Source organism: Paraburkholderia sp. TE9906 (assembly GCF_056279605.1).
The window spans coordinates 88,285-115,189 of record NZ_JBWCCT010000011.1 but is presented as its reverse complement, the minus strand read 5'-3'; the positions used below and the strand labels follow the sequence as shown (position 1 = coordinate 115,189).

Annotated in this window: 24 protein-coding genes; 12 read left to right on the top strand and 12 right to left on the bottom strand. The window is 64.3% G+C overall.

Annotated features, from left to right (window positions below):
- Window positions 1-2 precede the first annotated feature (2 nt).
- Entirely contained in the window at window positions 3-722 is a 720-nt protein-coding gene (locus tag ACZ9H4_RS26800) for a ribonuclease activity regulator RraA (protein ID WP_408146783.1), read from the bottom strand.
- A 501-nt stretch (window positions 723-1,223) separates the two neighbouring features.
- Between ACZ9H4_RS26800 and ACZ9H4_RS26795 the strand changes: the two genes are divergently transcribed.
- The gene (locus tag ACZ9H4_RS26795; RefSeq protein ID WP_408146785.1) at window positions 1,224-1,736 is read left to right on the top strand and encodes a response regulator; all 513 of its coding nucleotides are present in this window, start codon (window positions 1,224-1,226) and stop codon (window positions 1,734-1,736) included.
- Window positions 1,737-1,904: 168 nt separating this feature from the next.
- On the opposite strand, the gene ACZ9H4_RS26790 is transcribed toward ACZ9H4_RS26795, so the two are convergent.
- Both ACZ9H4_RS26790 and ACZ9H4_RS26785 read right to left on the bottom strand, forming a co-directional pair.
- Window positions 1,905-2,474, bottom strand: a complete 570-nt coding sequence (locus ACZ9H4_RS26790; protein WP_476121689.1) for a Fur family transcriptional regulator — start codon at window positions 2,472-2,474, stop codon at window positions 1,905-1,907.
- A gap of 216 nt (window positions 2,475-2,690) precedes the next feature.
- Window positions 2,691-3,317: a glutathione S-transferase family protein gene (locus ACZ9H4_RS26785; protein WP_408146789.1), complete on the bottom strand. Its 627-nt coding sequence runs from the start codon at window positions 3,315-3,317 to the stop codon at window positions 2,691-2,693.
- A 169-nt stretch (window positions 3,318-3,486) separates the two neighbouring features.
- Between ACZ9H4_RS26785 and ACZ9H4_RS26780 the strand changes: the two genes are divergently transcribed.
- Entirely contained in the window at window positions 3,487-5,169 is a 1,683-nt protein-coding gene (locus ACZ9H4_RS26780; protein ID WP_476121687.1) for an ATP-binding domain-containing protein, read from the top strand.
- 42 nt (window positions 5,170-5,211) lie between these two features.
- On the opposite strand, the gene ACZ9H4_RS26775 is transcribed toward ACZ9H4_RS26780, so the two are convergent.
- Complete coding sequence (locus tag ACZ9H4_RS26775; RefSeq protein WP_476121685.1) at window positions 5,212-6,159, bottom strand: phosphoribosyltransferase; 948 nt, start codon at window positions 6,157-6,159, stop codon at window positions 5,212-5,214.
- Between the two features lie 285 nt (window positions 6,160-6,444).
- Here ACZ9H4_RS26775 and ACZ9H4_RS26770 point away from each other — a divergent pair, with 285 nt between their 5' ends.
- The gene (locus tag ACZ9H4_RS26770; protein WP_476121683.1) at window positions 6,445-6,966 is read left to right on the top strand and encodes a putative pterin-binding protein; all 522 of its coding nucleotides are present in this window, start codon (window positions 6,445-6,447) and stop codon (window positions 6,964-6,966) included.
- On the top strand, window positions 6,936-8,774 hold the full coding sequence (locus ACZ9H4_RS26765; protein ID WP_476121681.1) for a hybrid sensor histidine kinase/response regulator: 1,839 nt from the start codon (window positions 6,936-6,938) through the stop codon (window positions 8,772-8,774). Before ACZ9H4_RS26770 ends, ACZ9H4_RS26765 begins: the two co-directional genes overlap by 31 nt.
- Window positions 8,775-8,904: 130 nt before the next feature.
- Here the strand turns inward: ACZ9H4_RS26765 and ACZ9H4_RS26760 are convergent, their stop codons facing one another.
- The 3 genes from ACZ9H4_RS26760 to ACZ9H4_RS26750 all read right to left on the bottom strand — a co-directional run bounded on the left by ACZ9H4_RS26760 (window position 8,905) and on the right by ACZ9H4_RS26750 (window position 11,724).
- The gene (locus ACZ9H4_RS26760) at window positions 8,905-9,759 is read right to left on the bottom strand and encodes a helix-turn-helix domain-containing protein (RefSeq protein ID WP_408148474.1); all 855 of its coding nucleotides are present in this window, start codon (window positions 9,757-9,759) and stop codon (window positions 8,905-8,907) included.
- 367 nt (window positions 9,760-10,126) lie between these two features.
- Entirely contained in the window at window positions 10,127-11,467 is a 1,341-nt protein-coding gene (locus ACZ9H4_RS26755) for a type II toxin-antitoxin system HipA family toxin (RefSeq protein ID WP_408148472.1), read from the bottom strand.
- A 2-nt stretch (window positions 11,468-11,469) separates the two neighbouring features.
- Complete coding sequence (locus ACZ9H4_RS26750) at window positions 11,470-11,724, bottom strand: helix-turn-helix domain-containing protein (protein WP_408157198.1); 255 nt, start codon at window positions 11,722-11,724, stop codon at window positions 11,470-11,472.
- Window positions 11,725-11,964: 240 nt separating this feature from the next.
- Here ACZ9H4_RS26750 and ACZ9H4_RS26745 point away from each other — a divergent pair, with 240 nt between their 5' ends.
- The 5 genes from ACZ9H4_RS26745 to zwf all read left to right on the top strand — a co-directional run bounded on the left by ACZ9H4_RS26745 (window position 11,965) and on the right by zwf (window position 17,669).
- Window positions 11,965-13,305, top strand: a complete 1,341-nt coding sequence (locus ACZ9H4_RS26745; RefSeq protein WP_476121678.1) for an NAD(P)/FAD-dependent oxidoreductase — start codon at window positions 11,965-11,967, stop codon at window positions 13,303-13,305.
- 25 nt (window positions 13,306-13,330) lie between these two features.
- Entirely contained in the window at window positions 13,331-13,990 is a 660-nt protein-coding gene (locus ACZ9H4_RS26740) for a C39 family peptidase (RefSeq protein WP_408325827.1), read from the top strand.
- Window positions 13,991-14,112: 122 nt separating this feature from the next.
- A complete protein-coding gene (locus ACZ9H4_RS26735) occupies window positions 14,113-14,361 on the top strand; it encodes a hypothetical protein (protein ID WP_476121676.1) in 249 nt (82 codons plus the stop codon).
- A gap of 430 nt (window positions 14,362-14,791) precedes the next feature.
- The gene (gene lhpI / locus ACZ9H4_RS26730) at window positions 14,792-15,733 is read left to right on the top strand and encodes a bifunctional Delta(1)-pyrroline-2-carboxylate/Delta(1)-piperideine-2-carboxylate reductase (RefSeq protein ID WP_476121674.1); all 942 of its coding nucleotides are present in this window, start codon (window positions 14,792-14,794) and stop codon (window positions 15,731-15,733) included.
- Window positions 15,734-16,187: 454 nt separating this feature from the next.
- The gene (gene zwf, locus ACZ9H4_RS26725; protein WP_408148462.1) at window positions 16,188-17,669 is read left to right on the top strand and encodes a glucose-6-phosphate dehydrogenase; all 1,482 of its coding nucleotides are present in this window, start codon (window positions 16,188-16,190) and stop codon (window positions 17,667-17,669) included.
- A 290-nt stretch (window positions 17,670-17,959) separates the two neighbouring features.
- On the opposite strand, the gene ACZ9H4_RS26720 is transcribed toward zwf, so the two are convergent.
- Complete coding sequence (locus tag ACZ9H4_RS26720; RefSeq protein WP_476121672.1) at window positions 17,960-18,865, bottom strand: LysR family transcriptional regulator; 906 nt, start codon at window positions 18,863-18,865, stop codon at window positions 17,960-17,962.
- A 133-nt stretch (window positions 18,866-18,998) separates the two neighbouring features.
- On the opposite strand from ACZ9H4_RS26720, the gene ACZ9H4_RS26715 reads away from it, so the two are divergent.
- The gene (locus ACZ9H4_RS26715) at window positions 18,999-20,057 is read left to right on the top strand and encodes an SDR family oxidoreductase (RefSeq protein ID WP_408325831.1); all 1,059 of its coding nucleotides are present in this window, start codon (window positions 18,999-19,001) and stop codon (window positions 20,055-20,057) included.
- Window positions 20,058-20,154: 97 nt separating this feature from the next.
- Window positions 20,155-21,297 (top strand): nucleoside hydrolase, encoded by a 1,143-nt coding sequence (locus tag ACZ9H4_RS26710; protein WP_408325834.1) that lies wholly within the window; start codon window positions 20,155-20,157, stop codon window positions 21,295-21,297.
- Between the two features lie 52 nt (window positions 21,298-21,349).
- On the opposite strand, the gene ACZ9H4_RS26705 is transcribed toward ACZ9H4_RS26710, so the two are convergent.
- Together ACZ9H4_RS26705 and ACZ9H4_RS26700 are read right to left on the bottom strand one after the other, a co-directional pair.
- Window positions 21,350-22,306 carry a LysR family transcriptional regulator gene (locus ACZ9H4_RS26705; RefSeq protein WP_408148454.1) on the bottom strand — a complete coding sequence of 319 codons (957 nt, stop codon included), beginning with the start codon at window positions 22,304-22,306 and terminating at the stop codon, window positions 21,350-21,352.
- Between the two features lie 753 nt (window positions 22,307-23,059).
- Window positions 23,060-24,112 (bottom strand): NAD(P)-dependent alcohol dehydrogenase, encoded by a 1,053-nt coding sequence (locus ACZ9H4_RS26700; protein ID WP_408325840.1) that lies wholly within the window; start codon window positions 24,110-24,112, stop codon window positions 23,060-23,062.
- A 320-nt stretch (window positions 24,113-24,432) separates the two neighbouring features.
- On the opposite strand from ACZ9H4_RS26700, the gene ACZ9H4_RS26695 reads away from it, so the two are divergent.
- Entirely contained in the window at window positions 24,433-25,401 is a 969-nt protein-coding gene (locus ACZ9H4_RS26695; RefSeq protein WP_408148450.1) for an AraC family transcriptional regulator, read from the top strand.
- Between the two features lie 36 nt (window positions 25,402-25,437).
- On the opposite strand, the gene ACZ9H4_RS26690 is transcribed toward ACZ9H4_RS26695, so the two are convergent.
- Complete coding sequence (locus tag ACZ9H4_RS26690; protein ID WP_408325846.1) at window positions 25,438-26,229, bottom strand: molybdopterin-dependent oxidoreductase; 792 nt, start codon at window positions 26,227-26,229, stop codon at window positions 25,438-25,440.
- A complete protein-coding gene (locus tag ACZ9H4_RS26685; RefSeq protein WP_408148447.1) occupies window positions 26,226-26,867 on the bottom strand; it encodes a cytochrome b/b6 domain-containing protein in 642 nt (213 codons plus the stop codon). The genes ACZ9H4_RS26690 and ACZ9H4_RS26685 overlap by 4 nt, the downstream gene beginning before the upstream one ends.
- Window positions 26,868-26,905 lie beyond the last annotated feature (38 nt).

Genomic DNA, 26,905 nt, shown 5'->3' with positions numbered 1-26,905 from the left:
CATCAGACACCACGTTCCTTTTTCCATTCCGCAAAGGCCGCCATCGTCGTTTCGTTTGGCGGATAAGTGCCCGGCAACGCCGCGCCTTCGCGAATCCGCTCCGTGAGAAACGTTTCGAGCTGCTCCTGTCCGGCGGCGGCTTGCGCGACCTCCGCGGCCATCTTGCGTGGAATTACCACCACGCCGTCCGCATCGCCGACGATCACATCGCCGGGAAACACGGCGACGCCGCCGCAGCCGATCGGCACATTGATATCCACCGCATGATGGCGAATCAGATTCGGCGGCGCGCTCGCGCCCGCGCAGAACACCGGCATGCCGAGCGCGGCGATTGTCGTGCTGTCGCGGACCGGCCCGTCGGACACCATGCCCGCCACGCCGCGCACCTGCAAACGCAGCGAAAGGATCGAACCGAACGACGCGCTGCCGCGCTCGCCGCGGCAGTCCTGCACGAGCACGTGACCGGCCGGAATCGTTTCGACGCATTTGCGCTGCGCGTACTCGGGGTCTGCGAACAGTTCGAGCACGTCGATGTCCTCGCGCGACGGAATGTTGCGCAGCGTGAACGCCGGCCCGACCAGATTCGCGCCGCTGTGCGAAGCGAGTGGCGCGACACCTTGCATGAACGTATTGCGCAAGCCGCGCTTGAACAACTGCGTGGTCAGTGTGGCGGTGCTGACATGGCGGAGCGCGTCGAGCGTCGCGGAGTCGAGATCGGACATGGTGTCGGGTGGCCTCAGGTCAAGGAGCGGTAGTCGGCAAACGCATGCCGCATGGCGCGGCAACGGTGAGGGCGACGGCGCTAACGCGGCCTTCGCGCACACGATGATAGCGCCGCCGCTCACCACACGGCCGGCTCGCTCGCACATCGCGTAAGCGTGATAACAGCGTCAAGCAAGCATCGCCATGCACGGTCGACGCGGACGCGGCACGCCACGTGCTACCAGGCAGATGGATGTGAACGCCGTGCGAGTTGAACCGCCTCGCCGGCGCGGCAAAAAGAATTCAGAAAAGACGCCTGGCGGGAAGGGCCGTGCGAATGGGGTTTGCACGCGCCGCCGTGGCGAATCGGGTGTCGGCGTCGGTCTGTCCGAGCGAAGGCCGAAAGCCGTTTTTTCATCGGCGTGCAGTTTTGGCGCGTTACTGTGCGCGGGTTGCGCCAGGGCCATGACCTACAATCTTGGCCCTGTCTGCAACTCGTTGCATGAAATCGAGTCGGAACCATGAACAGCAATTTCGCAGCCGCGCAAACCGGCGGCAAGCAACAGAACGAAACATTGGCCACGTCTGACGGCCTAACTGGTTTTTTAGAGCAGCAACAGAAAATGAACGGAGCATTGAGACTCGATCAGGCAACGATCGTGCTCGTAGAAGACGACCCGGATAGCCGGGAATCGCTGACCTTGTTACTCGAAGCGGAAGGCGCCAAAGTCTGCGCCGTGGCGGATGCGGAGGAAGGTGTCGAAGCGGCGCTGCGGTTGTTACCCGACGCTGTCGTCTGCGATCTCGATCTGCCGGCCATGGATGGCTTCTATCTGATCCAACGGCTGCGCGACCACGAAATTCGCGGTGATCACTCGCCGTCGGTCGCGGTGGCGCTCACTGGTCACACCGAAGACGCGTACCGCTTGCGCAGTATCGGCGAAGGCTTTCAGCATTTCATGACCAAGCCCGCATTGCCGGAGGAACTGGTGATGCTGCTGCACGACGCGATCGACGCCCGCGCGGCGGGTTGATCTGCCGGGTGGTCCAGTTCTGCGGTTGCTTTGCAACCTGTGTGTTGCGCAGCAGGCAGGTCGCGAGTTCGTATGCGACGTTTGCGAAGCTGACGCGCGGGAGCCAAAGTGATCCCGCGATGAAGCAGCGCATCGCGCGGCCCGTCAAGCAGGCCGCCGGGCACGCCGTTATTTCGCGGCGGCGACGGGCATCGAGGTGCTCGCGCTCGACGCTTCGGCTGCCTGACAGGCGGCGCACAATCCCTTCAATTCGATTTCATCGCTGGCGAGCCGATAACCCGCGTCCTGGATCTGCGCGACCAGCGCCTGGCGCAGCTTCGGCTGATGCAACTCGGTGACGCTGCCGCATTGCTGGCAGACCACGAGGATGCCGTGCTGGCACTGCGTCAGATCGTGGCAGACGGTGAACGCATTGATCGACTCGATCCGATGCACGAGCCCCGCCGACAGCAGAAAATCCAGCGCGCGATACACCGTGGGTGGCGCCGAGCCAGGATGGATCTGGCGCATCTCGTCGAGCAGCGAATAGGCTTTGGTGGCGCGTCCCGAGTTCAGCAGCAGTTCGAGCACCTTGCGACGAATCGGCGTGAGTTTTTCGCCCCGTTCGCGGCAATATTCATCCGCGAGCGTCAGCGCGGCTTCCTGCGAATCGGCGTGCGCGTGCGCCGGCTCATGAGCATGAGCGGAGTGGGCAGGGGCGGCCTGGTCGGCGGTTGCGGCGGGCTTGGCGGTCTTCATGCGTCGATTATAAAGGTCCGCGGGGCTCGCCGTGGGCCGATGCGGCGCGTCTCGCCGCCACGGTGGTATTGCCGTGGTGGAGCAAGACGTTGACGCCCGCGCTGGCACGCTGGCACAAACGGCGGAACGCAGACGCGGCCGGTTTGTGCGGTACGGCGTGGCAGGCGTGATTGGCGCGAGGAGCGGGATAAGCGGAACAAGCGCCCGCCCACCGGCTCAAGTCAGCGGAAAGTCGACGTACTTCTTGAAACCCGACCGAGTCGCAATGCGCGAATACCAGCGCTCCAGATTCGGCAACGGCGCGCGCTCCACGCCGTCCAGCCCGAACCAGCGTTTCGCGTAGGCGCCGATCACGATGTCGGCCAGCGTGAACTTCTCGCCTTCGAGAAAAAACCGCCCTTGCAGATGTGTGTCCAGCATGCGCCACAGCAGGCTGACCGCGTCGATATCGGCGGCGAGTCTGGCGGTATCCCGTTGTGCCACCGGTGTGCGCACGAGGGTCCAGAAGACCGGGCGCTCGGCGGGCTGCAAGGTGGACAGCGACCAGTCGAGCCAGCGGTCGATACTCGCGCGCTGTTTCGGCTCGGACGGATAGAGCAGGCTCGCCTCGCCGTATTGCAGCACGAGGTAGCGCAGGATGGAGTTGGATTCCCACAGCACGAAGTCGTCGTCGACCAGGGTCGGCACTTTGCCGGTGGGATTCATCGCGAGATAGTCGGGCTCGTTGTTGCGGCCGAACGCCAGGCCGGCGTCGATGCGTTCGTACGGCAGCACCAGTTCGTCGCAACACCACAAGACTTTTTGGACGTTGACCGAATTGGCCCGTCCCCAGATCGTAATCATCCGGTCAATCCTTTTTCTTACAGTTGGCAAGCCGCGCGTGGTGCGCGGCGTTCAATCCGCAACGATACACGATGCGTGCGGATTGCGCGCCGCATAAGGCCGCTGACGAAGCCGCCAGCGCGTTGCCCGTTGCGTACAATGACCGCACCCGACTACGACGAGGCACCGCATGGCCCGCATTGTCCCCGACGACTGGAAGAGCCTCGCCGCCACCGGCGCGGCGGCCCGCGAACGTGAAACGCTCGCGTTGCTGGAGGAGGCGCTGCCCGCCGACTACACGGTCTATCACGGCGTCCACTGGACGCGTCTGAACCAGAACTTCTCGGTGTTCGGCGAGGCCGACTTCGTGATCGTGAGCCCGGCCGGGCGTGTGATGATCGTCGAACAGAAGACCGGTTTCCTGCGCGAAACGCCGAAGGGGCTCGTCAAGGTCTATCTGCAAACCGAGCGCAATGTGGCGATCGCGCTCGCGCATACCATCGAGGGTTTGCATCGGCGCTTCACCGCGGCGTTCGGCGCGGGCACCTACTTCATCGAGGAACTGCTGTACTGTCCCGACCACATCGTCAAGGATGCGGCGATTGCCGGCGTGAATCCGGCGCGCATCGTCGACGCGACGCGTAAGGACCGGCTCGCGGCCGTCATCCGCGAAGCGTTGCCGGCCGACGAGCCGCGCCTTGCGTGCGCATCGAAAATCCATCATTTTCTCGCCGACGAACTCGCGCTCACGCCCGACGCGAGCGCGCTGGTCGGCCAGGCAGGCACGCTCGTCACGCGCCTCGCGGGCGGACTCGCGACGTGGGCGCGGCGGCTCGAATTCTCGCCGTTCCGGCTGCGCGTGATCGGCACGGCCGGCTCCGGCAAGACACAACTCGCGGTGCAGGTGATGAAGGACGCCGTGGCGCGCGGCCAGCGGCCTTTATACGTGTGCTTCAACCGGCCGCTGGCGGACCACATCGAGCGGGTTGCACCACCCGAGGCGAAGGTCGCGAACTATCACCAGTTGTGCGACTGGATCGCGCGCGACGCGGGCCGCGAACCGGATTTCCAGTCCGCTCAGGTATTCGGGCAACTGGAGACGATGTTCGCCGATACCCCGATCGAGCCGCGCTGGCAATTCGACGTGCTGATCGTCGACGAAGGGCAGGACTTTCAGCAGCCCTGGGTCGCCGCGCTCGAGCGGATGTTGCGTCCCGGCGCCGCGTGGTGGTGGCTCGAAGACCCGCTGCAGAATCTGTACATGCGCGAGCCGGTCGCGTTGCCCGGATGGACCACGCTGAAGGAAACCACCAACTATCGCAGCCCGCGCGACATCCTCGACTATGTGCGCGACGTGGTCGGCGCGTCGGTGCCGGTCGCCGCGGAGTTGGCGTCGGGCAGTCCGTTCGACGGCTCCGATATTTCACTCTCCGTCTACGACGACACGCACGCGGAGGCCGGCATCGAGGCCACCAAGCGCGCGATCACGCAGGCGTTGTCGCTGGGATTTCGCAAGCAGGATATCGTGGTGCTGTCGTTCCGCGGCCGCGAAGGCTCGGCGATGACCGGGCTGGATCATCTCGGCCCGCATCGGCTGCGCAGTTTCACCGGCAAGTACGACCTGTTCGGCAACCCGCAGTATCGCGAAGGCGACGTGCTGTTCGAGTCGATCTATCGCTTCAAGGGGCAGGCGGCACCGTGCGTGATTTTCACCGAGGTCGACTTCGAAACGTTCGACGAGCGTATCGCGCGCAAGCTATTCGTCGGCGCCACGCGCGCGACGATGAAGCTGATCGTCGTCGCGTCGCAGCGTGCCGCGCGTCACCTGCGGCTGCGCGATGGGAAGGATAGCCGGGAGGCTCGGGAGGGTTAGCAGGTGGGCGGCGTGCTTCGTGCGCCGCGCGACCGTTTTCAGTCAACTCCAGGCACGCGCACCGACCAGCATGCCGGTGCGCGAGAGCGCATCCCACCAGATCACGCGCAACAGCGGTGCTTGCTGGGCGATCAGCAGCGCCTGCACCGGATCGCTCTCGACGAAATGCGTGACGCCGCCGCGCAACGCCGCGCCGGCCTTGTGAGCGGCGGCGCCGGCGGGACTTTCGTCGTGCGCGCCAGGGCTGCGCATCACCAGTGGCAGATGACCGAAGCCGTGCCGCGCGAGCCACGCCTCGGTGCGCACGCGATCCATCTCGGGACGGCCGGTGATGATCGTGCGAACCCGTTGCAGATCGATGCCGGGCAGCACCTCGAACGGCAGCAGTGCGTCGCGCTCGGCGAGCGCGGCGGCGAGATCTTCGTCATAGCGGGCGAGCGGCACGTCGGGCAGCAGAATGCCGTCGAGGTCGATCGCGTAGGTCGTGTATTCGTGATCGTCGGCCATCGCGGGTGCGGCGCCGGCTTCGACGCGCTCCCAGTCCTCGCGATAACGCTCGGTGTAAGCCTGGCGCTCCCACGGGAACAACGCGAAGTAGCCGCGCGCATCGATCGCGTAGTCGGGCTGCGTGCGGCTCAGGTCGTCCACCGCGCCGGTCAGCGTTCTGACGTCGAGCCCTTGCTCGCGCAGGAATGCGATGCAATCGGTGAGCGTGAAGCCCCGTCCCGCGATGTCTTCGCACAGCAGCACTTTCGCACCCGCGGGCGGGATCGGCAGCGTCGAATCCCACGCGACCACGCGCGACTGGCGGTCGTAGCGCAGGAACGCCACCGGTGTGCCGACCGCATGCGACACCATCAGCGCGAGCGGCGCGCCGCCGCGCAAAATGCCGATCGCCATCGTGAAGCGCTCCGCGAGCAGCGCAGGTTGCAGCGATTCGATCCAGTGATCGAGTTGTTCGTACGTCAGAGGCAAAACCGGCTTGTTCATAACTCTCGTGGCGTCGCGGCGCGTAGGGCGAGTGTCTGCGGGGCACGCGCGGCTCGCCGCAGTGGCGCGTTCCCGTCTGTGAGACAAAGAATTTTGGCGATATTATGCATGCGGTTCAAAGATCGCGCGTCAGGGGTGACGACGCATCGTCGGCCAGGATGTCGCCAGAGCGAGGCTGGGCCGGATGAATGGGCAGGGGCGGGAAAGGATCGCGTCGGCATGGCGCCGCGCCGCCCGCAAACAAAAGACAACGGATAAGAGCGCAGGTGACCAACCGTGATTGCAATGCTGCATAAAAAAAGGAGCGCGCCCCGGCGCGCACGCTGGGCGACAGGCCTGATCTTCGCGCTGGCCGCATGGGGGGCGCAGGCCCAGACGGGGGCGCCGCTCGCGCTCGACGTACAGGGCAAGATCGGCGTGATGACCGATGCGTCACACCACACCTATCACTTCACCGAGGCCCAGCTGCTCGCACTGCCGGTCCATTCGATCACGACCGCGACCACGTGGACGCCGCGCTCCACCTTCACAGGACCGCTGCTCGCGGATATTCTGAAGACCGTCGGCGCGTATGGCACCCAGGTCGAGTTCCATACGTTCGATGACTACACCTACACCCTGCCGGTGTCGGATGCCGATCGCTATGGCGTGGTCGTCGCGTACAGCATGAACGGCCAGCGTCTGAAGATCAGCGACTTCGGGCCGCTGTTCCTTATCTACCCGCGCGACGCATACCCCACTGAACTCACGGGCGCGTTGGGCGATTCGAAATTCGTATGGCAGATCAAGGCCCTCATCGTCAAATAGTGCGCCGTTCGTGGCGCCGTGTTCTCTACGTGCTGATCTGGCTGACCGCGCTCGCTGCGCCGGTCGGCGCGATCGGCTATCTGCTGTACGCGAATCTGCTGAATCCGCGCGCCACCGAGCAGTTGACCGGCACCTACGACGGCTTCTACTGGGACGCCGCGCAGTTGCAGATCGCGTATGCGCGCTTCGAAAACCAGTTGCTGCTCTACCAGTCGGGCGTCGACGACGACTATGAGCGGCTGATGCTGCGTTTCCAGTTGCTGCAATCGAAGCTGCACGTGATGGCCGGCTCGACGGGCCGGCTGACCTCGCAAGTTGCGTTGCTGCATCGGCAGCTCGACGAAATCCAGTCACTCGATCGTCTGCTCGCCGACATTCAGCCCGCGGTCGAAGCGTTGCCGCAGGACCGCATGCGTGCCAATGGCATCGTCGCGCAGTTGCGCGAGCACTGGAACCAGGTCAACGATCTCGCGCTGAGCCGCCGGTTCGCCGACGTCGCCGATCGCGAGGCGCTGAACCGCGACTTCATCGACAAGCGACGCATGCTGTTCGCGGGCGGCCTGCTGCTGCTGTTGCTGTCGGCGGCGGCGACGCTGTTGCTGGTGCTCAACGGGCGGCGCCGCACCCGGCTGATGCTGCAGCAGCATGCCGCACTCGCCGCCGAACACCAGGCGAGCCGCGCGGCGCGTGAGGCGAGTCTCGCGAAGGACGCGTTTCTCGGCATGATCAGCCACGAGCTGCGCACGCCGTTGCATGCGATCGTGTCGTCGATCGAATTGCTGGGCTTTAACTATCACTCCGAAGCCGACCGCAAGGTGATCCAGCGGCTCGAAACCGCGGCGCGGCATCTGGAAGCACAGATGAAGGACCTGACCGACTACGCGCGCCTCGGCGCCGGCAAGCTCGAGTTGCGTTACGAGCATTTCGAGCCGCGCGAGTTGCTGGCGTCGATCGTCGACGAACACGCGATGGCGGCCGCCGCGCGCGGTCTGAAGCTCGAGAGCGAGGCGAGCGGGGTGGGCGGTCTGGTCGATTCCGACCCGCACCGGATTCGCCAGATCGTCAACAACCTCGTCACCAACGCGATCCGCTACACCGAGACCGGCACGGTGCGCGTGCAGTTGCGGCAGGAGCCGGCGGTGCTGATCTTCGTCGTCAGCGATACCGGGCCGGGCGTGCCTCAGGCGCAGATTCCGCTGATCTTCCAGGAGTTCACGCAACTGGACGCGTCGCGCACGCGCCGCTTCGAAGGCGCGGGGATGGGGCTGACCATCGTGCAGGGGCTGGTGAAACTGTTCGGCGGCACGGTCGACGTGGCGAGCACGGTCGGCGAGGGCACGCGATTCACCGTGACGATTCCGATCACCCCGGTCGCGGCTGCCGCGCCGGCCGGCGTGGCCGTGCAGGCCGCGCCGGGCGGCGCGCGGCCGTGCGTGCTGATCGTCGATGACAACCGGCTGATCCGCGAGTCGCTCAGCGAAATGATCGTGCACATGAATTTCGACGCGCATGCCCTGCCCAATGCAGATGACGCGCTCGCCTGGCTCGATACGCGCCGCTGCGACGTGGTGCTGCTCGACCTGCACATGCCGGAGCGCGACGGATACACCTTTCTCGCGGATTTCGCGCGACGCGGCGGGCCGTCGTCGGGGACGCCGGTGATCGTGGTCAGCGCGTATGCGCCGGAGCCGGAGGCAGCGGACGGGCGCGGCGCGCAGCCGTTCTTCGAGGCGCTGTCAAAGCCGGTGCACTACGAGGATTTGCGCCGCGCATTGCAGCGGGCGTTGGCTGCGCGGCATGCCGCATGACGGGCGCGGTGTGGCAGATAGCGTACGAAGCGCGTGATGATAGGCGGGAGGCGGGAGTGAAAGCGGGCATCAACCTGAGCGTACGCCTTCAGCCGCCGGACGGCACGGTTTTCGCCCGCCAGTGCCGCCGTTACGGCCGGTTCAGCCGCTTGGACAGATCGGCGACGAGGATCGCCATACGCGCGGGTTTTTCGTAGCACGCGACGTCGTAATCGCGGATAACCTGGCTGATCTCCGATTCACTGGCTTTGCCGGTCAGCAATTCGCCCGTCAGCACGAAGACCGGCGCGTCCGGATTTTCCGACGCGCGCACCGCGCGGATCGCGGCCGCCGAGGTTTGCGCGCCGAACAGCCAGTCGATCACGACGCCGTCGAACACCTGGGTTTGCAATTGTTCGGCGAAGGCCGTGAGCCCGTAGATCGCCACCGCTGCGAACCCGCTGCGCTCGAGATAGTCGCGCAGATTGTCGGCGCTGGCCTGATCGTCGTCGACCACGGCGATGGTCGGCTTGTCGGTCTCGGCGCGGCGCGGATAGATCTCGATCTTGTGGACTTCGTACGCGCTTTGGTAGAGCGTGCCGTCGTGGCGCGCGACGCGCCATTGGCCGAGCTTCGAATACGCGACGAATTCCGGGCGGCTGCCCGGTTCGAGCGCGGCGCCGACCCACGCGGTGCACGCCAGCTCGATCGCGCCGATGCAGAACACGGCTTCCTGGGCGATCGCGCCGACCATGCCCGGATCGAGCGATTGCGCGCCGAACAACTGCGCGGCGGGTTCGCCGAACACTTCGGCGACCTTCTTGATCTGCGACAGGGTCCACGGACTGTTGCCGCGCAGCTTGCGGTGCCCCTGGGAAAAACTCAGATCGAGGATGCGGCAAAGCTCCGTGGTCTGCTGGCGCTTGCCGATTCCATGCCGGCTCATCAACTCGCGCACGCGCTCGGCGACTGCGATGGAGTCAGGTGAGTGTGTTTCGTTGGTCATACTGCGTGAGAATCCGCCGTCTTAAAGAGTACTGGGGAGTGCGATACGACAGGCGCAGTGCGACCCTGCACATTCGGTGCGCATTGACCGGCTATGCGGGGGATCGCAAATGTACCGAAAAGTTTATCGCGATTGGTATGTTGTGAGACCGCCGTCGAGGTCGTCCGTGCGAGGGATAAACCGGCATTCGGGCAATTTGTATCTATTCGGCATAAATGTATTTTACCGAGGAAACAGTGCCGTATCGTAGAGAATGCGTGGGAGGCGGTGTCGGCGCGCGGGATGCACGGGGGCGTTGCGCGCCGTGGCGGCAGGTTGAGCGCCGGTTCGAGGCGCCAAATAGAGCGGTCGTCGACCCCGTTGCCCCTTACGCCGCGGGCATTTTTTCCAGTTTCGCCGCGGAGTTTTTTAGTCCCTTGAAAATCCGCTCGGCGACCTTGCCGGGAAAGCGCTCGGGCAATTCCGCCGACACCCGGGCGATTACCCCAGGCGTCTGCGCGATCAGCCGCTGGATCAGCGGCTCGGCGTCCGCGCCGTGAGAGCATCTGAGCGCCATCGTGTTGAAGTGGCGCCGCTGCACGTCGCGAAACGCGTCGTGTTTGCTGCGCGACCACATCCCCATCGCGAGTCTCGCCTTGAACCATGACCACTGGTTCGGGCCGTTGCCTTCCACCGGCCAGATCGACATCACGTCGTAAAGCGGCGTCATGCGGAACTGGCCGCCCGCGAGCAGGCGGATGCTGAAGTTTTTCGCGTGGCCGTCGGGTGCCGCGAGCATCCAGAACAGAATCTGGCTCGCCAGCAAGGTTTCGATGTCCTGCCGCGCTTGCACCGATTGCTGCAGAATCCGCGCGAGATCGAGCACGCCTGGGCCGCCTTCGTTTTCGTATTTGCGATGCGACGGCACCCCGTACACCTGGCAGAAGTCTTCCTGCGGCAGGCGCAGCAGCCATTGCCCGCTCGAATGCAGTTGCCGGTCGAACCGCTCGACGCTCAAGACCCGCTGCCTGCCGAACGTCATGATTTCCGCGTTCGCGACCGGCAGGCCGTAGGCGCGCAGAATCCGCAGACACAGCCACTCGTTTTCCACCGAGGTGCTGAGGTCGGCGAGCTTGTTGCCGACGAGGCCGAGCGGCAGTTTGAAAATATGCGTGGTGGGGGTGGCGCCGTGCGGGCGCTGCCATGTGCCGTCGTGCCATAGCAGCGCGGTTTTTTCCTGCGCGCCGGCGAGCGAGATGCGGAAGTCGTCGGTGTCGTCGGGCGCGCCGGGCGCGGGATTGCTGACCGTGCGCGCCAGCATGGCCTCGATTTCGTCGTCGGTGAGCGGCGTGCCCTCGATCCGCTCGACGCCGCTCGGCACACCGTCTTCGGCGAGCAACTGGACGGCGCCCACGCAGTCGCGGCCGATGGCCTGCAGCAGGTCGAACGCATCGAGCGTTTCGGTCTGGTAGCGTTGGGCGATGCGTTTTCTGATCGCGTCGCTGTCGGGCAGCAGATTGTCGAAGTAATTGAGCACCCGATGCCCTTTTTGCGCCATGTTGCCCGGCGTGAACGGCAGCGACAGCGACAACGGCCGGCCGGCGGGCGACGCGGCCCACGCGGGATCGTAGGCGAACTCCATGGGGCCGCGTGCAGGCAGGCGCCAGACGCCGACGCGCTCGCCGTTGGCCCACACTGACAGCGCCCGTGAGTGCGTTTGCCGGGCCATGGTCACCACTCGACGATCGGCGCCTGCTCGGGCACCGGCTGGCTCTTGTCGTGCAACTGCAATTGCAGGCCGTAGATGCCGCAAAGCGCCAGCAATTGGGCGAGCGTCAGCGCGCCGGCATCGGTTTCCAGCGCCGAAATGCGGCTCTGGCTGATGCCGAGCCGCGCGGCGGCCTCGGCTTGGGTGAGGCCGGCGTGCCGCCGGCTGGCGGCGAGCAATTGGCCCATCTGATCCGGTGTGGCGATGAGGTGGAGCATACGGATTATCTGTGAGACGAATAAATGTAATTTATGCGTCACACGAATATTTGTCAAATATTCGTCTCGCGAATATTTTGCAAATATCTGCCAGGCGAATAATATGCAAATATCTGCGAGACGAATAAATAGTGCTGCATCGCGCAGACACCGGCGTCGCGGCCTTCGGCCGCCGCACGGCATTGCGGACAATCCGCCTGCCTGCGAAGATGATGCACACACTTAAAACCAGCCTGCCCGATGACCACGACTTACCCGCTGCACGCGAACTTCACCTCCGCCGACCAACTGTTCCCGAGCCATGCCGATGTGGTGATCGCGGGCGCCGGCATCATGGGCTGCGCGGCCGCCTACTATCTGGCGCGCCGCGGGTTGTCGGTAGTGGTGCTCGACAAATCGCGGATCGCCGGGCAGCAGTCGTCGCGCGCATGGGGTTTCGTGCGCCAGCAGGGCCGCGAAGCCGCGGAAGTGCCGCTGATGATGGCGAGCATCCCGCTGTGGACAGAGCTCGAACGCGAGTTGAATTTCGATCTGGAATGGCGGCAAGGCGGCTGCCTGTACGTTGCGTCGGATGAAGAGGACTGGATTTCGTTCCAGCAATGGATGGACGTGGCGCGTCAGTACGGGCTCGACACGCGCACGCTCGATCGCAGGCAGATCGACACGGTGGTGACCGGCATGCACGGCCCCGCGCTCGGCGGGCTCTATACGCCGAGCGACGGCCAGGCCGAACCGCGCCGCGCCGCAGCCGCCTTCGCGGCGCGGGCTGCCGAAGCCGGCGCGCTGTTCTTCGAAGGCTGCGGGGTGCTCGGCGTCGAACGCGCGGGGGGCGCGATTGCCGGCGTGGTCACGGAGCGCGGCACGGTGCGCACCTCGCGGTTCATCTGCGTGGCGGGCGCGAGCAGTTGGCGGCTGCTCGACACGCTGGGCCTCGAACTGCCGCAGCAGGCGGTGCGCGGCACCTGCATGCGCACCAACCCGCTGCCGCGCATCACCGCATCCACGTTTTGGGGGCACGGTCTCGGCGTGCGCCAGCGCGCGAACGGCGCGATCAATCTCGCCGACGACATGCAAGTCGATGTCGACATGACCCTCGGCCATTTCCGCGCGCTCAAGTGGTTTTTGCCCGAATTGTGGAAGCAGCGCGCGAAGTTCAGCTTCCATCTGAACGGCGCCTGTCTGCGTGATCTGCGCGAGCGCCTGGCCGGCGGCGTGCCGCAGAGCGAGCGCGTGCTGCATCCGCGCGATCCGCATCCGCAGCCGAACGTCGGCCACGCGCCGCGCGCGTTAAAAAAACTGCGCGCGTTGTTCCCGGCGTTGAGAGACGCGCAGGTGGTCGAATCGTGGGCCGGTCTTATCGACGTCCTGCCCGACGGCATTCCGGTGATCGACGCGCCGCCGCAGGTGCCAGGTCTGACGATCGCCACCGGTTTTTGCGGGCACGGCTTCGCGATGGGGCCGATCGTCGGCAAGCTGCTCGCCGAGATGAACGACGGTGGCGCGGCCTCGCTCGATCTATCGGCGTTCCGTTTGCAACGTTTCTTCGACGGCACGATGCAGCGGCCCCGCAGCATGCTGTAAATACCCGCAACCTTGCATCCGACCGATGAGCCATCACGAACCGACTCTGCGCCACGCCAACGTGCCGTACTACACACAATGGGGCAGCCCCGAATGGGTTGCGCACATCGTCGAAGAGCGCTGCGACCCGTGCGACGATCCGCATTGGCAGCGTAGCGGTTTCACCGACCCGCAGCGCTATCGTTTCTGGGCCAAACGCCTGTGCGGCCTGACGTGCCTCGAATCCGCGCTCGACTACTGGCGCATCGGACACGCGCCGCGCGCCGCGCTGCTCGACGACGCCCTGCGGCATGGCGTGTACCGGTTGCGCGAGGACGGCGGCGTCGACGGGATGATCTACCGGCCGTTTGCCGGATGGGCGGGCGACGCATTCGGCATTCAGGTCGAGGTGCTCCCGCAGGCGTCGCTCGAGGAGATCGCCGCGCGGTTGAACGCCGATACGCTGGCGATCGTTTCCGTGAGCCCCGAGATCCGCTATCCCGACCGGCCGAATCAGCGGCGGGGCGGTCATCTGATCCTGCTGCACGGACGCGATCGCGACGGCGTATGGTTTCATAATCCATCGGGTATCGCGCCGCATCAGGCCGATGCGTATCTGCCGTTCGAGACGATGAAGCGGTTCTATGCGGGGCGCGGGATGACGCTTGGCCGGGGCGCGTCAGGGGACGAGCGAGGGCGAGTGTGAGTCGCCAGGGGTGACCGGCTGGTCGTCCGGCAGGCGAGGCAACGCGCGAGACCGCCTCGCGCCGTGATCGGGCCCGCTTTCTGCTGGTGATTTTCGTCGACCTTTGCGAAATCGGAGCTGACATGAAACGAACCTATTGCCTCCTTGCTGCCAGCCTGTTCGCCCTCGCTGCCATCCCGGCGAATGCCGCAAGTCGCGACGAACAGAGCAAAGCCTGCCGTGGCGACGCGATGCATTTCTGTGCAGCCGATATTCCCAACGAAGACAAGATCACCGCCTGCATGAAGCAGCACATCGCTGAACTCAGCCCGGCGTGTCGCGCGATGTTCAAGGGCGGCCAGCAAGCCGACGATAAGGGCGCGTCGCAGTGACGGTCGAAGGGTGTCGCGGATCGGGGCTCCGGCGAAGGGTGTAGCGCACTGGCTCTGAATATGGACTGAAGCGTGGCCTGAAGCGTGGCCTGAAGCGCGGGGGGCGAGCGCGGCACGTTCATGGCGTAGTCGAGATGTGATGGCCGCGTGCGCTGCGTCCGCTCGCCGTGCTTCGTCTCGGACCGACCGCGCCCCTCTGCGTCGCCTTATCGCCAACCCGATCACTCACTCAAACGCCAGGCCGCGGGCATTTTCGGCGTGACTGGTCAATGTCGCCACGGTCGGTTACGGTGACGTCTTGCCGTCACGGCGCGCACGCGGCGCCTCGACGCCTCCCGGCGACGCGAATGCGTCCCGCCAGTCGACGACCGCCCATGCACCACGCCCGAAACCGGCCTCAACCCTTCACCAAGGATTGGAACGACCGCTCATGACCCGCCCGACCACGCAGATTTTCGACACCGCCGCGACCGCGCGGCTGATTCCGTATGCGGCGCTCGTCGACGCGCTCAGGCGCGCGAGCATCGACTACGCGCAGCAGCGCATTGCGAGTCCCGAGCGGCTCGTGGTGCCGCTCAACGCGGGCGGCATCATGCTGTCGATGCCCGCCACGGCGCCCGATCTCGCGATTCACAAGCTCGTCAACGTGTGCGCGAGCAACGGGCCGCGCAATCTGCCGACCATCCACGGCCAGGTCATGGCCTTCGACGCCGACACCGGCGAAACGCTGTTCATCCTCGACGGCCCGACCGTGACGGGCCGCCGTACCGCGGCGATGTCGATGCTGGGCGTCGAGACCTTCGCCGCGCGCTCCGATGTCCGCAAGCCGCGCGAATTCCTGCTGATCGGCACGGGCACGCAGGCACTCAACCACCTGCAGGCGATCGGCGAACTGTTCCCCGACGCCCGCGTGTTCGTGAAGGGCAGTGCGCCCGCGCGAGCCGAAGCGTTTTGCACCGTGCATCGCGGCAGCGCGCATGACCTGCAGCCGCTCACCGGCCAGGCGATTCCCGAGTCGGTCGATGTGGTGATCGCGCTGACCACCAGCAAGCAGCCGGTCTATGACGAAGCGGCGCGTGCCGGGCGGCTCGTGATCGGGGTCGGCGCGTTCACGCCGGAGATGGTCGAGATCGGCGCGCGCACCATCGCCACCAGCGCGCTTTTCGTCGACGATCCGGCCGGCGCGAAACACGAGGCCGGCGACTTCATCCAGGCCGGCGTGGATTGGGCGACGGTCGGCGGGATTGCCTCGGTGCTGGAGAGTGCGGCGGGGGTTTCACCGGAGACGCCGGTGGTTTTCAAAAGCGTCGGCTGCGCGGCGTGGGATCTGGCGGCGTGCCGGGTGGCGCGCGAGGCGTTGTCAGGCGGCTGAGGGAGCGGAGAAGCGGCTGGATCGGCACGCGCAGCGGGAGGCGCCGGGCGTGCAGGGCAGGCCCGGCGCGCGAGCTTGCCAGCGGGTGAGCCTTGCACGAAAGGCCCGCGAGGAGGACTGGCGGACCAGGCACGCAGTCAACCTGGCGGAGCGGACTTGCAGCCAGACCCGCAGGAAAGACCCACGCGAGCGGCACATAACAAGATCCCGCACGAAAGACTCCCCGCAAACGACCCGCCTCCACCCGTACAAAAACCATAGGAAACAAGCCTCTGTCACCTCGGCTTGGCATCTTGCGCCAACGTGGGGCAGATGTTGCCGTGCAAACAATCCCAAAAAGTTGCACCATAGGCGTTTGCCGGAAAAAAGCGCCGGTTCGCCGGCGCGGGCGTCTCGCCCACGTTTTTCCGCTCCTTGACCGACGCCTCCTCCATCACGACGCTGCGACCGCGCTATGACGACCCAACACGCTTCAGCCACACCCAACCTGCCGCTCGACATGATCATCTTCGGCGGCACCGGCGACCTGTCGTTTCGCAAGCTGCTGCCCGCGCTGTACATGGCGCATCTGCACTGCAATCTGCCGCCGGACACCCGCATTATCACGATCGGCCGCAAGCCCTGGTCGCGTGACGAGTACATCAACGAATTCATGGAGCTGAAGGCCAAGCCCTTCATCGAAAAGAAGGCGTTCGACGCCGCCGCCTGGGACAAATTCCTCGCGCTGTTCGAGTACGTGCGGATGGACGTCGATTCGGCCGACGACTACCAGCGGCTGAAAGAAGCGTCGCGCGAGGGGGTGCGCCGCGTGTTCTATCTCGCGACGTCGCCGGATCTGTTCATGCATATCTGCGATCACCTGTCGTCGGCGGGGCTGGTCGACGACCATTCGCGCGTGGTGCTCGAAAAGCCGCTGGGCCACGATCTGGCGTCCGCGCAGGAAATCAACACGGCGGTCGGCAAGCATTTCAATGAAGCGCAGATCTACCGGATCGACCACTACCTCGGCAAGGAAACCGTGCAGAACCTGATGGTGCTGCGCTTTGGCAACGCGATCTTCGGGCCGCTGTGGCAGGCGCCGTACATCAAGAGCGTGCAGATCACGGTCGCGGAAACGGTCGGCGTGGGCAGCCGCGCGGGCTTTTATGACAAGACCGGCGCATTGCGCGATATGGTGCAGAACCATCTGCTGCAACTGCTGTGTATCGTTGCGATGGAGCCGCCGGTGTCGCTCGACCCGGATGCGGTCCGCGACGAGAAACTCAAGGTGCTGCGCTCGCTGCGTCCGATGACGCCCGAGGACATCGCCCGCGATACCGTGCGCGGCCAGTACACCGCAGGGGCGGTGGACGGCGAGGCGGTCAAGGGCTATCAGGAAGAAGACAACGTGCCGGCGGGCAGCCGCGCCGAGACGTTCGTCGCGTTGCGCGCGCATATCAACAACTGGCGCTGGGCCAACGTGCCGTTTTTCCTGCGCACGGGCAAGCGGATGCAGAAGAAGGTGTCGGAGATCGTCATCGAGTTCTCAGAACTGCCGTTCTCGATCATCCCGAGCGGCGGGCGCAACTATGGCAACCGTCTCGTGATCCAGTTGCAGCCGGAAGAGTCGATCCAGTTGCAGATGCTCGCCAAGGAGCCGGGCAGCGGCATGCACATGCTGCCGGTGAATCTGAATCTGGATTTGCAGCAGGCCTTCACCGAGCGCCGCGCGGAAGCGTACGAGCGTCTGCTGATCGACGTGATTCGCGGGCGCCTCACGCACTTCATGCGCCGCGACGAACTGGAGGCCGCATGGGCGTGGGCCGAACCGATTCTGGCCGGTTGGGCCAAGTCGGGCGACAAGCCGCGCGCTTATACGGCGGGCACGTTCGGGCCGGCGGCATCGACGGCGCTGATGGCGCGTGAGAATGCCGTGTGGGCGGAAGAGTCGCAGTAAATCGACGCGTCACGTGCATGAAGGCGGGCGCTATAACGTTCTCTGAAGCGTTGTTGTAGCGCCTGTGTGTGTGGCTGCCGGGCTGCCGGGCTATCGGGAAAAGGCCCGGCATGTTCAGGTTCATCGCCGCAGACTTGCCAGCGTTAATGCCATCGGGCAGTACGCGTCGCCGTTCTGGTGGCGCGTGTCTTCTATCAGGGTCGCGCGTGAGTGAATTCGCCAACGCGCGTCAAAATCCCCAAGCGGTCTTGCTGTGCCGCGGCTCGATGCTCAATCATTAGTCATCCGTATCATTCGATCTGCAAGCGCTGCACGAGAAAATCGAGCAATGCGCGCACACGTGCGGGCAGATGGCCGCCCTGGCCGAGATAGAGCGCGTTGACCGGTTCCGTGTCGCCGGGATTGAATGCGTCGAGCAGCACGACAAGACGGCCGGCGGCCACCTCGTCCCGCACCTGAAACGCGGCGACCCGCGCGAGCCCCACGCCGGCTACAGCCAGTTGACGCAGCGTCTCGCCATCGCTCACGAGCGCGTTGCCTTCGACGGGCACATCGATTCTGCGGCCGCCTTCGAGGAGCGGCCAGCCGTTGACCGCTCTCGCGAAACCGAAGCCGAGCCGGTTATGCGCGCGCAGATCCGCAGGCGTGCCTGGCGTGCCGTGACGCGCGAGATACGCGGGCGCACCGACGATCACCATGCCGGCGTCGCCGAGCTTGCGCGCGACCAGTTGCGAATCCTTGAGCGGGCCGCTTCGAATGGCGACGTCGGTACGCTGCTCCAGCAGATCGACCACCTGATCGGTCAGCACGATATCGAGCGTGATGTCGGGATGGGCATCGAGAAATGCCGGCACGAGCGGCAGCAGATAATGCCGCCCGAGCGGCACGTTCGCATGCACACGCAGACGGCCGCGCGGCGTCGCGCCGAGCGCCGCGCCGCGCTCGGTTTCGTCGAGCTCCGCCAGTACGCGCACGCCGCGTTCATAGAATACGCAGCCTTCGGGCGTGAGTTGCAGATTGCGCGTGGACCGGTTGAGGAGCCGCGCGCCCAGCCGGGCTTCGAGCCGCGCCACCAGTTTGCTGACGGCCGACGGCGTCATCCCCAACGCGCGCGCGGCCGCCGAGAAGCCGCCTAGTTCGACCGACCGCACGAACACTTCGAGTTCGCCGGAGCGGTTCACGTCCAAACGTGCCATCGTGAGTTCAATTCACAGGTGATGTGCCAGCGGGCAGTCTACCGAAAGCACCGCGGCGCCGATATCTTTCATTGACCGGACGGCGTGCACGACGCGCGCCGTCGCGATGAACGAAACGATCAGGAGCGTCGCAATGAACGCAACGAAGAAAGTGGCTTTGGTGGTGGGCGCGCAAGGCGTGATCGGGCGCAATCTGGTCGAGCATCTCGCCACGCTCGACGATTGGGAGGTGATCGGCCTCGCGCGTCGCGGCGGCGAGACCAGGCCGCAGGTGCGATACATCGCGGCAGATCTGCTCGATCCGGCCGACACGCACGCAAAACTGCGCGGCCTCGATCACGTCACGCACGTGTTCTACGCGGCTTACCAGGACCGCCCGAGCTGGGCCGAACTGGTCCCGCCGAATCTCGCGATGCTGGTCAACACACTCGATGCGATCGAACCGATCGCGGCGGCTTTGCAGCATGTGAGCCTGATGCAGGGCTACAAGGTGTACGGCGGCCATCTCGGTCCCTTCAAGACGCCGGCACGCGAGGACGACGCGCACTTCATGCCGCCCGAGTTCATGTTCGATCAGCAGCGCTTTCTCGAATCGCGTCAGGCGGGCAAGCGTTGGCACTGGTCGGCGATTCGTCCGGCGGTGGTGGGTGGATTCGCGCTCGGCAATCCGATGAATCTGGCGGTGGCGATCGCCGTGTATGCATCGATGTCGAAAGAACTCGGCGTGCCGTTGCGCTTTCCCGGCAAACCGGGCGCCTACGACAAGCTGCTCGAAATGACCGACGCCGGGCTGCTCGCGCGCGCGACGGTGTGGGCCGCGACCGAGCCGCGCGCCGAGAATCAGGCGTTCAACATCAGCAACGGCGACCTGTTCCGCTGGAACGACATGTGGCCGAAGATCGCCCGCTATTTCGAACTCGACGTGGCGCCGCCGCTGCCGCTGTCGCTGGATACGGTCATGGCCGACAAGGCGCCGTTGTGGAATGCGATGACGCACAAGCACGGCTTGCAGCCCGTTGCCTATCAGGACGTATCGTCGTGGCGATTTGCCGATTTCGTTTTCTCGTGGGATTACGACATGTTCGGCGACGGTTCGAAAGCGCGGCGTTTCGGCTTTCACGAATTCGTCGAGACAGAAGCGATGCTGTTTCGCCTCTTCGACGATCTGCGCCACCGCAAGCTGATTCCATAAGCGATTCAATTAGCATGACGATTTGATTTCATTCGCTTTACGTCTATGATGGGCCTCCTTATACGCGTGGCACAGCGGCATAAAAAAGGAGACATCAATGAGGCGAGTTCTCGTGGCATTGAAGTGCATGGCAATCCTGGCGGTAGTTCTGGCCATTCCAGCATGTGGTGGCGACAATCTCACGGCCGCCAGTCCACCCAAAGTCATTATCGACAGCGACTACAACACGCTCAGCGACGACGGCCAGCTCGGCGTGATGGCGGCGCAATTGCAGGCGCAGGGTTCGTTGAAAGTACTCGGCATTACCGTAGTGTCCGGAAATCAATGGCTAAAGCAGGGCGTAGCGGATGCGTTGAAATCGGTCGAGCGCCTCGGCGTCGAGAAGCAGATCGGCGTGTATGCGGGCGCCAATTACGCCTTGTCGCACGACTACGCGACGATTCAGGCCGAACTCGCGCAATTCCCCGGAGGCGACGGCTATCTCGGCGCGTGGAGCACGCCCGAGCCGACCTCGGATGGCGACCTCGTCGCACCGCCGGACGGTTTCGCGACCCACACCCAGGTGCAGAGCAGGAGCGCGGTCGATTTCATCGTCGATTCGGTGAAGCAATATCCCGGCGAAGTAACGATCCTCGCGATCGGGCCGCTGACCAACATTGCACTCGCCACTCGCCAGCATCCCGAGATCGTGCCGTTGATCAAGCAGATCATCTACATGGGCGGCGCGGTCGACGTGCCGGGCAACACCACGCCGAGCGCCGAGTTCAACTGGTGGTTCGATCCGGAAGCGGCAAAAGCCGTGCTGCATCTGCCGGTCAAACAGGTGGTGGTGCCGCTCGACGTGACGGACACCGTGAAGATGGACAAGACGCTGTACGACCGCGTCGCGCATGATCCGACGAAGCAGACCATCATCACGCAACTGTTCAAGACCTTGAATGGCTATGGTTTCGACGGCAAGAACGGCTTCGAGACGAACCCGGCCTACACGACGAACATCTGGGACACGTTGACGCTCGCGTATCTGATGCATCCTTCGTTCGCGACGCAAACGGTGGACGAGTGGGTGGACGTGGATACGAGCTTCGGCGCCAATGACGGCAAGGCAACGGGTTATACGGGTTCGCCGCCGGCGGGTTTGCAGAGGATGACGATCGTCAAACGCTTCGACAATCCGAGCTTTTTCAATTTCTACGTCGATCTGCTGACGCGGCCGGTGCCGGTCACGCTATCGAACTGAACGAGCTCGTTCGCGCTGCGCGCGCCTGCCTGTCACCTACCTGTCACCCGCCTCAGGCGGGATGCAGGCCGCGCAACAACTGGCGCACACGCGAGAGATCCTGATCGACGTGTTCGGTCTTCTCGAACAACTCCGCGAGCCAGTCGACGAAGGCCCGCACGCGCGGCGACACGCGGCGATTCTTCATGTAGGCGACCGAGACCGGCATCGGCACGGGCTTCCATTGCGGCAGGACTTCGCGCAGCAAGCCCGAATCGAGGTAGGGCTGGGCGGCGATCCGCGCGGGCTGGATCAGGCCGAGGCCTTGCAGTCCGCAGGTGAGATACGCCTGCTCGTCGCTGACCTTGACGAAGCCGTCGACCTTGACGTTTTGCGCCTCGCCGTCCACCTCGAAATCGAAATCCACTTCGCGGCCGTTGTGCGGCGACATGCAATTGACGGCGGCGTGTCCGCGCAGATCGTCGAGCGCGACGGGCGTGCCGTAACGGGCCAGATAGGCCGGACTTGCGCAGGTCACGTGTTCGAGCGTACCGAGCTGGCGCGCGACCAGATTCGAATCCGGCAATTCGCCGAGCTGGATGCTGCAGTCGATCGCTTCGGAGATCAGATCGACCGTGCGGTTGCTCACGCCGATCGCCAGATCGAGATTCGGGTAGCGGGTGTGAAAGTCGTCCAGGGCGGGCAGGACGATGGCGCTTGCCACGGCGCCGGGCATTTCGATGCGCAGACGACCTGTCAGGTTGTCGGTGGCATAGCGGATGCTGGCTTCCATTTCGTCGATGTCGGCGAGGATTTGCGCGCAGCGTTCGTAGTAGGCGGCGCCTTCGGGGGTGACGCTCAGACGCCGCGTGGTGCGGGCGAGGAGTGCCGTGCCGAGTAGCGCTTCAAGGTTCTGGACGATGGTGGTCGCCGTCGCGCGGGGAAGGTTTAGTGATTCCGCTGCGCGGGTGAAGCTGTTGGTGTCCACGATTCGGATGAATGTGCGCATTGCAGTTATTCTGTCAATCACGGTGCAGACTCCAGTCGAGGGTAGGGGTGGTTTTTTGCCTGCGCGGCGCTTTGGTTGTGCTCGTATGGTGTTGGCCTTTCCTTGAGTTCACTGTGGTCTATTAGCGTTGCCCCTGTGCGGGGCGGCACTTACTTTCTTTGCATGCCGCAAAGAAAGTAAGCAAAGAAAGCGGCTTCAAACCGCTAACTTTTAAGTGGGTCCCCTGGCTTGGAGGGGGCAGTGGTGCATCTGGAATCGGTGCGCTCGCGCATTCCGCGTGAGTGACAAAGCCGTCATTCGCTCCCACTCCGCACTGCGTGCGTCGCGGACGGGTATGCCGGGGAAACCCGTTGGTGTTTCTTTAGCAGCGAAAAGGCGTCGGCCCGCCCCACCGAGGCGCCGAATACCCAAAGGTTTAGTGAAGTACCGCCGCGGCGCGCGTAGCGCCGCCGGAAGAATGACTGCCTTGTCACCGGGGTGGAATGTGCGAATGCACGGATTCCAGATGCACCACTGCCCCCTCCAAGCCAGGGGACCCACTTAAAAGTTAGCGGTTTGAAGCCGCTTTCTTTGCTTACTTTCTTTGCGGCATGCAAAGAAAGTAAGTGCCGCCCCGTACAGGGGCAACGCTAATAGACCACCATGAACTCAAGGAAAGGCCAACACCATACGAGCACAACCAAAGCGCCGCGCAGGCAAAAAAACAAAACGAGTTCCAACAAAAGCCCGCGCCGCAGGCGCAAAAAACCAACCGCTGCGCGGGCAAAAAAACACTTACTTCCGCAACGAATCCAGATCAATCACAAACCGATACTTAACATCACTCTTCAGCATCCGTTCATAAGCTTCATTGATCTGCTGCATCGGAATCAATTCAATATCCGAAGTAATCCCATGCTCACCGCAGAAGTCCAACATCTCCTGCGTCTCCGCAATCCCCCCAATCAACGACCCCGCCAGTCGGCGGCGCTTCATGATCAGGTTGAACACCTGCGGCGACGGATGATCGTGCTCCGGTGCACCAACCAGCGTCATCGTCCCGTCCCGTTTGAGCAGATTCAAAAACGGATTCAGATCGTGTTGCGCAGCCACCGTATTCACAATCAGATCGAAGCTGTTCGCATGCGCTTCCATCTCTTGCGCATTCTTCGAAATCACCACCTCGTGCGCGCCCAGCCGCTTCGCGTCTTCGATCTTCGACGGCGACGTCGTGAACAACACGACATGTGCGCCCATCGCGCGAGCCAGCTTCACGCCCATGTGGCCCAGGCCGCCGAGGCCGACAACGCCGACCTTCTTGCCAGGACCGGCGCCCCACGTGCGCAGCGGCGAGTACGTCGTGATGCCCGCGCACAGCAGCGGTGCGACGCCCGCCGGGTCGAGATTGTCCGGCACGCGCAGCGTGAACGCTTCGTCCACGACGAGCTGAGTGGAGTAGCCGCCGTACGTGATCTGGCCGTCGACGCGGTCCATACCGTTATACGTGCCGACAAAACCGTTTTCGCAATACTGTTCGAGACCTTCCTCGCAACTCGCGCACGTGCGGCACGAATCGACCAGACAGCCGACGCCGACCAGGTCGCCCGCCTTGTACTTCGTCACGTCCGGGCCCACCGCCGTCACGCGGCCAACGATCTCGTGGCCCGGCACCACCGGAAACACCGTGTTCTGCCATTCATTGCGCGCCTGATGCAAGTCCGAGTGGCACACGCCGCAAAACAGGACTTCCATCTGCACGTCATGGGCGCGCAGTTCGCGGCGCTGGATTTCGAACGGGGCGAGCGGCGCGGTAGCGGCGGTCGCTGCATAGGCATAAGTCGTGCTCATGGGTAGCTCCAGCAAAGAGGGTGATGGTGCAAGGCGCCAGCGACGGGCAACGCGTGTTGCCGCTGCGGCTAACCCTGACATGAGACCGGGATCACAGCGCCGGCAGTGGTTGACGAATCCGCCGAAGCATTGAATTGGCAACCAGGCCCGGCACAGCGCGGAAAAGGATGATCCGGCAGGGTTCCCATCATAGGATCCGAGCGGGAGTGCGGGAATACCTGAATGTCTTGAAGATTTGCCTAAAACTCCTGGCAGGAAGCGCAGTAGGCTGTTTGATGCTAAATTTCAAGCATTATTCTCTTGCTCGTCACTATACCGTCATGTCAACCCGTTCTGCTGAAGCCGTCTCGGCCGATCCCGCGCAACAGCGCGTGATCGATTTATTCGACGTGCTCGCGCCCAATCCCGGTATCACGCGTTCGAGTCTGGAAGGCGTCAACCTGATGCGCGCGAACAGTCCCATGCCGCGCATGCCGGTCATGTATGAGCCGAGCATCGTGATTGTTTGTCAGGGCCGCAAGCGCGGCTTTCTCGGCGATCAGGTGTTCCAGTACGACGCACAGCAGTACCTCGTGCTGTCGGTGCCGCTGCCGTTCGAATGCGAGACCGAGGCGAGCGTGGAAAAGCCGTTTCTCGCGATTTCGATCCGCGTCGATCTGACCATGGTCGCCGAGTTGTTGATGGCGCTGAACGAAACGCAGGGCGCCGCGCAGAACGAACCGGTCGGAATCTATTCGACGCCGCTCGACCCGGCGCTCTGCAATGCGGTGCAGCGTCTGATGGACGCCTTGGCCTCGCCGCTCGATGCGCGCATCCTCGCGCCCGGCGTGGTGCGCGAAATCTGCTATCGCGTGTTGACCGGCGAGCAGGGCGACGCGATTCGGGCGGCGCTCACGCATCAGAATCATTTCGGCCGCATTGCAAAAGCACTGCGCCGCATTCATGCGGACTACCACGGACAACTCGACGTCGATATGCTCGCTTCCGAAGCGGGCATGAGTCTCGCGGTGTTCCATGCGCAGTTCAAAGCCGTCACGGCGACCTCGCCGATGCAGTACGTGAAGACCACGCGTTTGCATCACGCGCGTCTGCTGATGGTGCAGGATGGATTGAATGCGGGCGCGGCGGCAGCGCGTGTGGGTTACGAGAGCGCGTCGCAATTCAGCCGCGAGTTCAAGCGGCTGTTCGGCCTGAGCCCGATCGACGAAGTCAAACGCATGCGCACCGTCTACGATGCACCGCCGCCGCGCGTGCTGAAGCCGGTCGCGCGCTACGTTACCGCCGTTTAGGCGCATCAGCGTAGTGGCGCGGGCGGGCGCGCTCGCTTATAAGCCGCTGAACCAGTTGTACCCCTGATCCTCCCAATAGCCACCGGGATTCGTGTTGGTCACGAAGATCGCCGCGATGTGCTTGGGGTTCTTGAAGCCGAGCTTGGTCGGCACGCGCAGCTTCAGCGGATAGCCATATTTGGCCGGCAGCGGCGCGTTGCCGAAATCGAGCGTCAATTGCGTTTGCGGATGCAGCGCCGTCGCCATGTCGAGGCTCGAGTAATAGCGGTCCGCGCATTTGAAGCCGACATAGCGCGCGCTCAGATCGGCGCCGATGCGTTCGAGGAACGTGCGAAACGGCACGCCGCGCCATTGCCCGATCGCACTCCATCCTTCTATGCAGATATGACGCGTGATCTGCGAAGCTTGCGGCAACGCGCGCAACTGATCGAGATTCCAGGTGCGTTTGTCCGCGACAAGCCCCGACACTTCCAGCCGATACGTCGATCCGTCGATATCCGGCGCATCGAACTCCGGATAGAACGCGTTGAAGGGAAACGGATCGGTGATCTCGCGGGCCGAATACGTCGGCGCGAGCTTGTTGCGGTCGAAGAGCCACGCCTGCACGCGATCGTTCCAGCGCGACATCGCCCACAGCACCTTGTCGACGGAATCGTTGTCCTGCATGTTGCAGCCCGAAAGCATCGCTAGCGCGCCGATCGACAGCGACGAGCGCAGAAACAGCCGCCGTTGCAGCCGCTCGATGTGCGGCTGATGATCGGCGAGGACGATCCGCGATGTTTGCGCGTCGATGGCGTCGGCGGCGCGGGTAGGTTTGGATGCGCTCATGCCTGAGTCCTTTCATGCGCGGTGCCGTGGGCACGCCGCGCGCGGCCGGTCAGCATCGGCAGCAGCGTGCGCGGCACCAGCAGCACGAGCGCCAGATGCACGGCGACGAAGCCGACCACACCCGCCATCGCGATGAAATGCACGCGCCGCGCGAAATCGAAGCCGCCGAAGAGCGCGGTCAGCCACGAGAATTGCACCGGCTTCCAGATCGACAGTCCCGACGCGACCAGCAGCACGCCGAGGCACAGCACGAACAGATAGAGCGCGCGCTGCACCGCGTTGTATTTGCCGGTATCGTGCGGCAGTTTGAAACGCAGCGCCAACGCCGCATCATGCACGACTTCGCGCGGATGAACCGGTAGCAGCTTGCGGCGAAAATGCCCGCGGCCGATGCCATACGCGAGATACAGCAGCCCGTTCGCGCACAGCAGCCACATCGCCGCGAAGTGCCAGGCGATCGAGCCGCCCAGCCATCCGCCGACGGTCGCCCATGCCGGAAATCTGAACGGAAAGAACGGCGACGCGTTGTAGATCGCCCAACCGCTCATCACCATGCAGACCATCGCGAACGCATTGATCCAATGCGTCACGCGGACGACGAGCGGGTGAACGATCAGGCGCGCTTGCGATTCGGACATGAGCGAAGAGGACAACGCGAACGGGAACTGGAAAGCCG